A 12,155-nucleotide genomic window follows, 5' to 3' on the forward strand; every position below is an offset into this window, starting at 1 on the left:
CCGCAGCACTCGCTTATTCTTCTTTCAGGTGACGAACGGCCTTGGCCAATTCTTCAGGATCTTTCATAGAGACCAGTTTTGGAGGCTGCAGAGGTGTGAAACCACTCAAGTCCACACTTCCCGCTTCCGGCTTCGGTGTCAGCAGGTCCTTCAATTCCTGATCCTCTTCCGGCGTCTGAATATCAAGCTTGGCACCAAGTGCCTCACCGTTATCTTCAAATCCGGCTTCAAGGTCTGAAGATTCAGAGGATTTCCCAATAATAACACCCAATACCCATCTTAGAAGGAAAGCAAGCACAAACCAGATAATAAATCCATATATTCCCCGGATCAGGCTGGTTCCAACTAAATTATGTCCGTAGTTTGTAAGAAACGTAAATAGAAATCCAATCAACCCGAGACCTGTGCTTAATAATATTTTCTTGCTCATGGCTATATTTCCTTCGGGCCTTTTTGAACGCTGCGGATAAAGAGCACCCCGGTATTGCAGGCGATTTCTATCGTACGTCCATAATTGCCACCCGTGTCCTCCGCGATCAGCGGAATGTTCAATGCGTCCAATGCTAGTTTGCAGGATTCCACATTACGAGGCCCGATCCTCATGGTGTCACTCCCCCCGGCAAATGCGAACATCTGCGAGCCTCCGGCCATCTTGGCCACAATCCGGCTCCGGACCGCCCCTAGCGCCAGCAGGCGGGATAAAAGCTCAGGCACAGCGGTATCGGCAAACTTGGCAATATTCAGCTGTCCTTCCCGGGCAATATCTGACGAGGGCAGCATGACATGTGCCATGCCTGCAAGTCTTTTGCCGGGATCAAACAGTGTCAGGCCAACACAGGAACCAAGACCGGTCGTACGGATAAGACTGTCCTGGCTGCCTATGTTAAGATCCGCCATGCCTACTTTAATAATGCTCTGTTCTTCAATCATTATCAAACGGTACTCCTAATGCCTTGAATATTTTGGGGAATGATTCGGGATCGGGAATAAGGAAAAATTGCCCTTCAATCTCATTTTGGCCTTCCAGGAACGTCGTATCGATCAGCAGCGCATCATCACCCATCTGACCGAACTGCAGCAGCCCGTATCCAAGAATTGCCCCGGCCATATCCATAGCAAGCGCCGGTACTGTCGGATACATGGAGAGTGAGGTAAAGTCAGCCAGTGATGAAAGGTAGGAGCCGGCAAGGATATTGCCGATTTCGCTCAGTGCGGATAACTCCATTTCACTGAGCTCTTCACCGCCTGAAATCTCAATTCCGGCAATCCGGCTGAGCAGGTTGGTCGCAGCTTCCGGAGAAAGAATGAAGAACAGGTTGCCCGGAGCTTCACCTTCTACACGGAGGAATACAGCATACACCAATTCTTCAGCTCCGCCGACCTTATCGGTAATCTCCTCAAAACTGAGAAGCTGCACCTTGGGTACAGCCATATCAATCGGCTTATTAAGCAGCTGAGACAACGCGGTGGCGGCGTTACCGGCTCCAATATTCCCGACTTCTTTCAGCACATCCATTTTGAAATCCTTGAAGTTTTTGAATAGCTCCACTGGCTAGCCCTCCAGGCTTTCCAGTTGCACGATTTCGCCCTTGTTCAGCACTTCGGACAAGTTAAGCATAATCAGCAGACGGTCTTCTCCAATTTTGGCCACCCCGTCCAGATACTTCGCTTTGATTCCGCCTACGACATCCGGTGGTGTATCAATAATGTCACGGTTCAAATCAATAACATCATTCGCAGAATCGACGATGAAGCCTACTTCCATCTCATTCACATTCACAATAATGATCCGGGTCTGGTCTGTATGCTCTGCTTCCTCAATACTGAAACGGCCGCGCAGATCAATAACGGGGATGACTACACCGCGCAGATTGATTACACCTTTGATAAAAGAATAGGTCTTGGGCACGCGGGTAATGGGCATCATACGCTCAATGGTCTGGACCTTCTCCACTTCAATGCCGTATTCTTCAGTGCCAAGCTTAAATACTATGACTTTGATATCTTCAGCCATGGAATGAACCTCCCTGTTCTATCCTGATTATTTAATAAAAGCATTCGGATCGATAATAAGTGCAACTTGTCCATCACCAAGAATAGTGGCTCCGGAAATGCCTTGAACATCCGGCAGATACTTGCCCAGATTCTTGATGACAATCTCATTCTGCCCGATAAAGTCTTGAACCGCCAAGGCAACAAGACGCTCTCCCTTGCGTACAACCACAATCTCTGTTTCCTCTTCGGTGCTTTCATCATAGTCCGGAATAGAGAAGATCTTGCTCAGTGAAACGAGCGGAATATGGCTGCCCCGGAATTCCAGCATTCTGTTACCGTGAATGGTACGGATCTGAGACTGTTTGACAATCCCTGTCTCTACTATGGAAGAGAGCGGAATTGCATATTTCTCTGAACCCAGACGAACCAGCATGGCTGCGATAATCGACAGGGTCAGCGGGAGCTGAACGGAGAAGTTCGTCCCTTTACCCGGTGTAGAGTAAATGGTGACGTTGCCGCCCAGGGAGGAGATCTTTGCTTTGACTACATCCAGACCGACGCCGCGGCCCGATACGTCAGAGATTACCTCTGCCGTACTGAAGCCCGGTGCAAACAGAAGCTGATACGCTTCATCATCAGACATCGCATTGGCCTGCTCCTGGGTAATGGCGCCTTTCTTAACTGCAGACCCCAGAATCTTCTTCGGATAGATGCCTCTGCCGTCCTCTTCAATCTCGATGAAGACATGGTTGCCGCTATGGAAAGCCCGGAGGTGGACGGTCCCTGTCTCCGGCTTGCCGGCAGCGACACGGTCTGCTATGGACTCAACACCGTGGTCTACTGCATTACGCAGCAAATGCACAAGCGGATCACCAATCTCATCAATTACGGTACGGTCCAGCTCTGTTTCAGCACCGGTAACGATCAGATCAACTTTCTTGTCAAGCGATTTGGCGAGATCGCGCACCATCCGCGGGAACCGGTTAAATACGGTATCCACCGGCACCATGCGCAGCTTCATCACTATGTTCTGCAGATCCCCGCTGACCCGGCCCATATGTTCAACCGTTTCGGTAAGATCCCCGTTCTGCACTTCGGAAGCCAGCTGTTCCAGCCGAACGCGGTCAATGAGCAGCTCACTGAACAGATTCATGAGTACATCCAGACGCTCGATGTCCACACGGATCGTGCGGGAAGGAGAAGGCGCTCCGCCTGCTCTGGCCGGTGCTGTCTTATTCTCTTCCTTGCCATGTGCGGAAGCAGCCGGTGAAGCATTAGAGGCAGCCTGAGCAGCCTCCTGCACCGGAGCAGGGGCAGGCGCTTCTGCGGTAGCTGCAACACTTTCCTGTCCCATCTGGCGCAGGGATTCCTGATCAAGTGCTACGGCTGTAACCGTATCGATCTCCGACAAATTCAGGATCATCTTCTGAATTTCACTGGCATCCTTTTGGGTTATGTAGTAGAGGGAGAATCCGTAATCGAATTTCTCCTGCTCTATGTCCTGAACCGAAGGGAAAGACTTAACAACTTCTCCTGAACGCTCCAGAAGGTCGAAGACCATATATGCACGCACTGCCTTGAGCTGACAGTCCTTGCGGATGGCAACATCAACATACAGCACCTGATGGCCTTCCTGCAGAGACTGCTCCAGCACAGAGTACTGGAATTCATCCAGAAACACCTGGGCATCCGTGGCATTGCCGGCAGCAGCCGCAGTGACTTCAGCAGCAGCTCCGCCGGCAGCGGGAACTTCTCCCCGGACGATAGCCTGGAGAGAGGATACAATTGCCGATACATCAGCCTTCCCCTCTCCTCCGCCTGTGATGTCCTCCACCATGGATTCCAGAGCATCAATACTCTTGAACAGGGTGTCAAAAATGAAATCCTGCATCCGCAGTTTATTGTTACGCACCAGATCAAGCACATTCTCCATTTGGTGCGTAAGCGAAGCCAAATCCTCAAAACCCATCGTAGCCGCCATACCTTTCAAGGTATGGGCAGAGCGGAAAATCACCTGGACAATACTCAGATCTTCAGGATTTGCTTCCAGCCCCATCATGCTTTCGTTCAATGACTGCAGATGATCATTTGACTCATCAATAAACATGGATAAATATTGGTTCATGTCCACTAACGAGCACCTCCCCTTCGAGTTCGCTTTTCCTTTATTTAACGGCTTGCACCAGCCTTGGAGCAATTTCTTGCAAAGGCAGGATATGTTTCACGCACTGTAGCTCCACTGCAGACCGCGGCATTCCGTAAACGACACAGGTCTCTTCACTCTCGGCAAAGGTTGACGTCACACCCGAGTCATAGAGTGCCTTCATCATACGGGCCCCGTCGCTGCCCATCCCGGTCATAATGACCGCATGACGTTCAAGCGAGGTAAGCCGCAGTACCGATTCGAACAGCGTATCTACAGAAGGCCGATGTCCGTTGCGCGCTTCTTCCTTGGTAAGCTCAATCACATATTGGCCGCCGGCTGCCGGAGCAACCTTCAGATGATAACCGCCGGGAGCAATATACGCAGCTCCCTGCCGCAGAATCATGCCATGCTCCGCTTCAGCAACCTCCAGTGCGCTGAAGGTATTCAGCCGCTGGGCCAGCGATTTGGTGAAATTAGGCGGCATATGCTGAACAATGACAATCGGTGCCGGAAAATCACCGGGAATGTTCTCCAGGAACGCCTTCAGCGCCCGGGGACCGCCGGTAGAGCATCCTACAGCAACCAGCTTGCGCAGACCCCTGTTTCCGTTCACAGGGCCTGCATGCGCTACAGGAGGATCAATGAAGCCTCCTGCGGCCGTCTCAGCGGCAGCAGACCGCAGATCAGGCAATACTGCTCCCGCATCCCCTCGGGTCCGGCTTCTGAAGCGTTCGGAGGCAGGTGGTGGCACTGCCGGAGCCGGCTTGCCCAGCCGCTTCGTAACTTCACTGCCAGGGCCTTTCACTGGCGGATTCTTGTCTGCCGCCAGCTCCAGAGGTGCTTTCCCTTTTGGCTTCAGTGTACTCTGGACCGGCTTGCGCAGGGATTCCGTTTCTTTCTTCAGCGGCTCTGCCTTCCGTTTCACTGGTTCTATGACCGTTCGCGGAGCAGGAGGCGGCGCTGGCAGAACCGTCTGATCAGCAGGCGGCAGTTCAGGAGCCTTGTGAGCAGAAGCGCGTGCTTCACGCTGTTCGCGCGCCAGCATGGCTTCCTTCATCTGCTCACGGAGTGACTCCCCGACTGCGATAATATCCTGGGAGTTTGAAATGGACGGCTTTCGGATGAAATCGAAAGCCCCCCATTCCAGCGCCAGAATTGTTTCCTTCATCCCCTCTTCATTAATGCCTGACAGCATAATGACTGGAAGCGGCCGCTGGGCCATTATTATTTTCAGCGCCTCCAGACCATTCATTTCCGGCATTTCCACATCCATGGTTACCAGATCCGGCCGGAGCTCATTCACTTTCTCGATAGCTTCACGGCCGTTGGACGCCGTTGCTGTTACCTGAAAGTCAGGATCATTTTCAATTAAATCGGAAATGATTTTACGCATAAAAGCGGAATCATCAACGACCAAAACCTTGTATGGCCTCATAGCATTTCCACCTCTGTCCCTCAAATTCAGAACAATTATTTGTTTCGTTTCAACCACTTGCTGATAAATCCCTTGATGCCCTGTACTTTAGCGGTTTCTACTGAATCAACAGCCAGATAGCTCAGCGCAAGCCGGTGCACATCTTTAGCTGCTATACTGTTCGGAAAAGCCACTGAGAATGGAATTTGTTTCTTCACTGCCTGAACTACATGGGGATCACTGCTTATATAGCCCAAAAACGGGAGTTCGAGCTGCAGAAACCGGCTGGCGGCCATGCGGATTTTATCACTGGTCACTCTTGCTTCCCGTTCATCCCCCGCCTGATTGACAATCAGCCGGAATGAAACCTCAGGATGCGAATTATGAACAACTTTCATCAGCGCGTATGCATCCGTAATGGCGGTTGGCTCAGGCGTCGTGACAACCAGGCAGTCATCTGCAGAAGTGATAAACTTCATCGTTTCCTTCGACAATCCAGCCCCTGTGTCAAAGAGTATAAAGTCCATCGTGTCGGCAATTTGCGCAATCTGAGCGGTAAAGTAGTCCAGATCAGCTTCTGAGAGTGAGAACAGCTCATCCATACCGGAACCGCCTGCGATAAAAGGTAAAGAATCCGGACCCAACTGAATGATCTGTCCGATATCGGCTTCCCGCTTAAGCAGATGGTACAGATTGTATTTCGCTGACACGCCCATTAGCACGTCAATGTTAGCCATGCCGATATCGGCATCGAACAACAGAACTCTCCGCCCCAGGGATTTCAGTGCAAGTGCAAAGTTAAGGGTGAAATTCGACTTTCCGACTCCCCCCTTTCCGCTGCATACGGTAATGATCCGGGCAGAGACTCCGCTGCCGGTGAGCTGCCTGGAATCCTGGCTGGATACTAACCGTCTTAAAGCTTGCGCCTGATCCATCACTCGCCCCCTGTTCCCAGCAGCATTCCGGTAATCTGCTCTCTGGTAGCCATCAGAAGATCATCAGGAACATTCTGGCCATTCGTAATATAAGAGAGCTTTAGCGGAAAATCATTCAGAACATTGAAGAGCGGGCCATAGCTGCCTGTTTCATCCAGCTTCGTGAAAATAACCTTATCCAGCGGGTATCTGCCAAAGTGCTCAGCGATCTTTTTCATGTCGCGGCTTTTGGAGGTCAGGCTGAGCACCAGGAAGGTTTCGCTTTTGAGCTCCTTGGCAAGCAGACTCTGCAGTTCGGCCACCAGCATTTCATTGCGGTAGTTCCGGCCTGCAGTATCCATAAGTACCAGATCACAGCCCTCCAGGCGGAACATGGCTCTTTGCAGATCCCCGGGCGACTGGACAACCTCCAGCGGCATATTCAGAATGGATGCGTATGTTCTAAGCTGCTCGACTGCTGAAATCCGGTAGGTGTCCGAGGTAATCAGGCCCACTTTTCGGCCCTGCTTAAACAGCTGCTCCGCCGCCAGTTTGGCAATGGTCGTTGTCTTGCCTACACCTGTAGGTCCGGCAATGTATACGATCTTTGTATCCGGAGCAATTCCTTTGCCGATGCGTCCGGCCAGGAATTCACCGATCTGCTCTTCCAGCGCCTCGCCAAAGCGATCAGCACTCCAGCCGCTGCCTTCTCCCCGGTAGCGCTCCAGAACATTTCCAATCCATTCATCCACAAGTACAGCATCTGTTTCCTGATCAATCAGACGGCCTTTGAGCACTTCCAGCGCATCCGGCAATTCAGCTGCCCCGGAGGAATAACGCGCGATACGTTCCATCCAGTGCTTCATATCCCTGATTTCACGAAGGACATCGCTCTCTTGTGCAGGAACACCGCCAGGGGCAGGCTCTTCAGCGGCAAGTGAATCATAGATTGCCGAGAGAGCTCTACGGCTCTCCTCCGGAGTTGAAACCGGCTGCGGCACGTTGGCGGGTTCGACTGCCGTAATGTCCGGCTCATATGTCTTCGACAGTGCCGGGAGCACAGCAACCCCTCCGCCGCCCTGATCACCATGATCAGAAAGTGCAGCGGCAATCTCGGCAAATGATCGGGCTGATGTTGTTTCTTTCACCGGCCCAGCCTGAGGAGCAGATGCTGAAGCCGCCTTTTGGTAAGCTTGCGGAACAGCGCTTCGTGGTATATTCATCGGTTGAGCAGGTGCTTTCTCCGGCACGGCCGGCTTCTGCGTATTCTCAACGGCTGCCACGACTTCAATTTTCTTTTTGGTGAACATGCCCATAAATCCGCCGACTTTAACCTCTTTGGTGCTTAAAATGACGGCGTCGCTTCCAAGTTCGCTGCGGATGGAATGCATGGCGTCAGGCATCGTATCGACCACATAACGCTTCACTCTCATAAATTCACCACCCCAACGCTTTGAATTTCAATATTTGGCTCGAGCTCGCTGTAAGACAATACCGGGATATCCTGCATCGTCCGTTCAATCACCTGCCGCAAGTACATTCTAATGGTAGGAGATGTTAAGACGATCGGCTGCTGTCCGGATTGCAGGAGACGGTTGATCTGCTCCGTAAGCCGCTGATAGACGGTTTGAGTGGAAACAGGATCAAGTGCCAAATAGCTGCCTTGCTCTGTCTGCTGAACACTTTCGGTAATCTTCTTTTCAAGTGTGGGACCTACCGTAATTACACGCAATGTTTCACCCGATTGTGAGAATTGCTGTGTAATCTGCCTGGACAGGGACTGCCGGACATATTCCGTCAGAATATCAGGATCCTTGGTGTATGTGCCATAATCCGCCAGAGTCTCGAAGATCGTTACCAGATCCCGGATGGAAATCTTCTCACGGAGCAGCTTGCCAAGGACTTTCTGAATATCACCAACCGCCAGTATGGAAGGAATGAGTTCGTCCACCAGAACGGGATAGTTCTCTCTGAGATTATCGACCAGCTGTTTGGTCTCCTGGCGTCCCAGCAGCTCATGACCGTGACGTTTGATTAGCTCTGTCAAATGCGTGGCTACAACAGAAGGCGGATCCACTACGGTATAACCGGATAATTCCGCACGTTCTTTAACAGATTCATCAATCCATAATGCAGGTAATCCAAACGATGGTTCGATAGTCTCAATCCCGCTAATCGACTCGTCATCATAACCGGGACTCATGGCAAGATAGTGATTAAGTAATAATTCACCGCCGCCAACGTTATTTCCTTTAATTTTGATGACATATTCATTCGGTTTTAGTTGAATATTGTCGCGAATACGAATAACCGGCACGACTAGACCCATCTCAAGCGCACATTGCCGTCGAATCATGATGATACGGTCTAGCAGATCGCCGCCCTGTCCCGTATCCGCCAAAGGGATCAGGCCATAGCCAAATTCGAACTCGATCGGGTCAACCGTCAGCAGATTAATGACACTTTCGGGACTGCGCACTTCTTCAATCTGCTTCTCCTCTACCAGCTGTTCATCGGCAATCTGCTGCCTGCTGGCCTTCTGCCCCATGCTGTAGGCCGCATAAGCCATCAGACCCGCCAGAGGCAATGTAGACATCACCGTGATCGGGGTGAAGAAACCCAGAAAAGCAATGGTCACTGCTACAATATATAGAAGCTTCGGATAAGACAGCAATTGTCCAGTCAGATCCTCAGCCAGATTGCCTTCCGAAGCCGCCCGGGTTACGATCAGACCGGAAGCGGTGGAAATAAGCAGTGCCGGAATCTGGCTGACCAGGCCATCCCCGATCGTTAGTATGGAGTAGGTTGAAAGTGCATCCTGGAAGGACATTCCGTGAATTGTCATCCCGATAATAAAGCCGCCGATCAGATTGATCAGCAGGATGATAATACTGGCAATGGCGTCACCTTTAACGAATTTACTCGCACCATCCATGGCTCCGAAGAAATCCGCTTCGCGCTCAACATTACGCCGGCGTTCACGCGCCTGCTGCTCATTGATCATCCCTGCATTCAAATCCGCATCGATACTCATCTGTTTACCAGGCATCGCATCCAGTGTAAAGCGTGCCCCCACCTCTGCAACGCGCTCAGAGCCTTTGGTGATAACAATGAACTGCACAACAACCAGAATCAGGAAGACGATGAAACCTATAGCGATTTGTCCCCCTGCAATCCAGCTTCCGAATGTAGCTACCACCTCACCTGCATGACCATCACCAAGAATCAGTTTGGTGGTGGAGATATTCAAGGCTAACCGGAACAGTGTAGTGATCAAGAGTAATGAAGGGAAAATCGAGAACTGCAGCGGATCCTTCGTATTCATTGCGACCAATATAATGGTCAGGGCTATTGAGATATTGACAATTAACAGTACATCCAGAAGCCAGACAGGGATGGGCAGAATCATCATAAGCACAATGCCGATAACGCCCAGTAGAACTGTTAGATCTCTAGCTTTCAATGTCCTTAACCTCCCCCGGCTTATCTCCTCTTACCTTTAAGCTTGTATACATAGGCCAGCACTTCGGCAACAGCCTGGAACAAATCGGCCGGAACCACATCACCGATTTCCGCTCTCTGGAATAGCGCCCGTGCCAGCGGCTTATTCTCCATAGTCACAACACCATGCTCCTTGGCCAGCTCCCTGATACGGAGCGCCACATAATCCTGGCCCTTGGCTATAATCTGCGGAGCCTCCATTTTGGAACCGTCATACTTCAGGGCAACCGCAAAGTGGGTCGGGTTTGTGATGATAACATCGGCCTTAGGGACCTCCTGCATCATCCGCTGCATCGCCATTCTGCGCTGGCGTTCCCTGATTTTACCTTTAATGATGGGGTCGCCCTCCATCTTTTTGTACTCGTCCTTAATATCCTGCTTGGACATTTTCAGACTTTTCTCATGCTCGTATTTCTGATAGATATAGTCCAGAACGGCCATGATAAAAAGAGCCGCCGCAATCTTGATGCCCAGGCTCATGGTCAGCTTCGCAGCGAAGCCGAACACACTTTCAGCACTAACACGTGCGAGGGAAGCGAAGCTCTCCTTCTCCCCCCAGAGCGTGCTGTAGACCAGATAGGCTATCAGCACCAGCTTGAAGATCGACTTGAGGAACTCAACAAACGAACGCATGGAGAAAATATTCTTGAAGCCTTTGATCGGATTGATCTTCTCGAACTTAGGTGTAATCCCTGCACCGCTAGCCATAAAACCCACCTGCGCGAAGTTGGCCACAAGCGCCAGAAGGAAGGTGATGCCCAGCAGGGGAGCCAGCAGAATCAGAATCTGCAGCCCGTACTGGTTGAACAGCTTGGAGATATTCTCCGCTGTTACTTCCATCATCATCCGGTTCTGAAACACATCTGTGAACAGCTTGACAAAGCGTTCTTTCATGAAACCGCCGAAAATGCTCAGCGACAACAATGCCGAGAACAGCACCACTGCGCCAGACATCTCCGCGCTCTTGGCAACCTGCCCTTTCTTGCGGGCGTCCTGCCGTTTCTTCGGGGTGGCCTTCTCAGTCTTATCTCCCCCGAACAGCTGAAGATTTAATTTATATCGTTTTGGCTTAGCCATGACACTCTCTCCTTACCGTTACCTAAGGACTCTTCCCCACGAGGCCAAGTAAGTTATGCATGGACTCAAACATAATGTCGAAGAGATTCTGGAACAGCACAGCCAGCCCCGGCATCAGTATAAGAAGCAGCGCCAGACCTACAATGATTTTGAGCGGAACCCCGATGACGAACACATTATATTGCGGAGCGGTTCTCGCCAGAAAGGCCAGACCCACATCCGTTAAGAATAATGCGGTAACCAGCGGCGCCGACATTTGAAAGGCCAGCATGAAGGATTGTGCGAAGGTGCGTATCAGGAATTCCGACAAGCTTCCGTCGATCATTTTGAGGAACAGGTCATTGTCGATCGGCACCCATTTATAACTGTAAACAATGGCATCCAGCAAATAGTGATGTCCGTTCATCGCCAGAAACAGCAGCAGCGCAATCATATACTTGAAGTTACCGATGATAGGAGCAGATGCACCAGTCATCGGGTCAATTACATTGGCGATACCAAACCCGATCTGAATATCGATAAAAGAACCCGCCGTCTGAATCGTCATAAACATCAGATACGCGACAAATCCAAGCAGCAGTCCGATTAAAGCTTCTCTGACGATCAGCAGAATAAAATTGAGATCCTGCGGAACGGTGACGTTCATCCCGCCTGAACTGAAGATAACCATGGAAACAAAAAAAGACAAACCAATTTTGAATGTTGTCGGCACACTTTGCGAAGAAAAGACAGGGACGACAACAAAAAAGGCTGTAATTCGACAAAAAATCAGCAGAAAGACAGGAAAACTTTGCAGCAGGGTCTCTATATTCATAATCTCAACCGATATACATATAGAGGCTGCCCAAAATTTGACTGGTGAAATCCACCAGCTTCGTTATAATCCACGGACCGAATAGCAGTAATGCGAGCAGTACGGCAACGATTTTGGGAACAAACGCCAGGGTTTGCTCCTGAATCTGGGTTGTGGCTTGAAATATACTGACGATCAGTCCTACCACCAGACCAAGAATCAGCATGGGTGCGCTGGTTTCCAGCACCAAATATACGGCTTGGCCGGCTAGACCGATAATAAACTCCGCATTCATCCCTTACGCCTCCTCTTAAG

12 protein-coding genes are annotated in these 12,155 nt (G+C 50.8%); all 12 read right to left on the reverse strand.

Features of this window, described 5'->3' with window-relative positions; all coding sequences use genetic code 11:
• Positions 1–13: 13 nt before the first annotated feature.
• The 12 genes from NSU01_RS20780 to fliQ are packed head-to-tail and all read right to left on the reverse strand — an operon-like array spanning position 14 to position 12,135.
• On the reverse strand, positions 14–430 hold the full coding sequence (locus NSU01_RS20780; RefSeq protein ID WP_042138137.1) for a hypothetical protein: 417 nt from the start codon (positions 428–430) through the stop codon (positions 14–16).
• A gap of 2 nt (positions 431–432) precedes the next feature.
• Positions 433–930, reverse strand: a complete 498-nt coding sequence (locus tag NSU01_RS20785) for a chemotaxis protein CheD (RefSeq protein ID WP_042138138.1) — start codon at positions 928–930, stop codon at positions 433–435.
• On the reverse strand, positions 923–1,549 hold the full coding sequence (locus NSU01_RS20790) for a chemotaxis protein CheC (RefSeq protein WP_039295218.1): 627 nt from the start codon (positions 1,547–1,549) through the stop codon (positions 923–925). The genes NSU01_RS20785 and NSU01_RS20790 overlap by 8 nt, the downstream gene beginning before the upstream one ends.
• Before the next feature lie 3 nt (positions 1,550–1,552).
• Positions 1,553–2,014: a chemotaxis protein CheW gene (locus tag NSU01_RS20795; protein ID WP_039295214.1), complete on the reverse strand. Its 462-nt coding sequence runs from the start codon at positions 2,012–2,014 to the stop codon at positions 1,553–1,555.
• 27 nt (positions 2,015–2,041) lie between these two features.
• Positions 2,042–4,126 carry a chemotaxis protein CheA gene (locus tag NSU01_RS20800; protein WP_076246930.1) on the reverse strand — a complete coding sequence of 695 codons (2,085 nt, stop codon included), beginning with the start codon at positions 4,124–4,126 and terminating at the stop codon, positions 2,042–2,044.
• A 34-nt stretch (positions 4,127–4,160) separates the two neighbouring features.
• The gene (locus tag NSU01_RS20805; protein WP_076246932.1) at positions 4,161–5,576 is read right to left on the reverse strand and encodes a chemotaxis response regulator protein-glutamate methylesterase; all 1,416 of its coding nucleotides are present in this window, start codon (positions 5,574–5,576) and stop codon (positions 4,161–4,163) included.
• A gap of 35 nt (positions 5,577–5,611) precedes the next feature.
• A complete protein-coding gene (locus NSU01_RS20810; protein WP_042138144.1) occupies positions 5,612–6,493 on the reverse strand; it encodes a MinD/ParA family protein in 882 nt (293 codons plus the stop codon).
• A complete protein-coding gene (gene flhF, locus NSU01_RS20815; protein ID WP_076246933.1) occupies positions 6,490–7,902 on the reverse strand; it encodes a flagellar biosynthesis protein FlhF in 1,413 nt (470 codons plus the stop codon). The genes NSU01_RS20810 and flhF overlap by 4 nt, the downstream gene beginning before the upstream one ends.
• Entirely contained in the window at positions 7,899–9,932 is a 2,034-nt protein-coding gene (gene flhA / locus NSU01_RS20820; protein ID WP_039295198.1) for a flagellar biosynthesis protein FlhA, read from the reverse strand. Before flhA ends, flhF begins: the two co-directional genes overlap by 4 nt.
• 20 nt (positions 9,933–9,952) lie before the next feature.
• Entirely contained in the window at positions 9,953–11,047 is a 1,095-nt protein-coding gene (gene flhB, locus NSU01_RS20825; protein ID WP_039295197.1) for a flagellar biosynthesis protein FlhB, read from the reverse strand.
• A gap of 22 nt (positions 11,048–11,069) precedes the next feature.
• On the reverse strand, positions 11,070–11,861 hold the full coding sequence (gene fliR, locus NSU01_RS20830; RefSeq protein ID WP_039295194.1) for a flagellar biosynthetic protein FliR: 792 nt from the start codon (positions 11,859–11,861) through the stop codon (positions 11,070–11,072).
• A 4-nt stretch (positions 11,862–11,865) separates the two neighbouring features.
• Positions 11,866–12,135: a flagellar biosynthesis protein FliQ gene (gene fliQ, locus NSU01_RS20835; protein ID WP_036692523.1), complete on the reverse strand. Its 270-nt coding sequence runs from the start codon at positions 12,133–12,135 to the stop codon at positions 11,866–11,868.
• Between the last annotated feature and the right edge of the window lie 20 nt (positions 12,136–12,155).

Origin of the sequence: Paenibacillus sp. FSL H8-0259, from assembly GCF_037963255.1 — a bacterium.
In the GTDB taxonomy this organism is placed as follows: domain Bacteria; phylum Bacillota; class Bacilli; order Paenibacillales; family Paenibacillaceae; genus Paenibacillus_AQ; species Paenibacillus_AQ phytohabitans.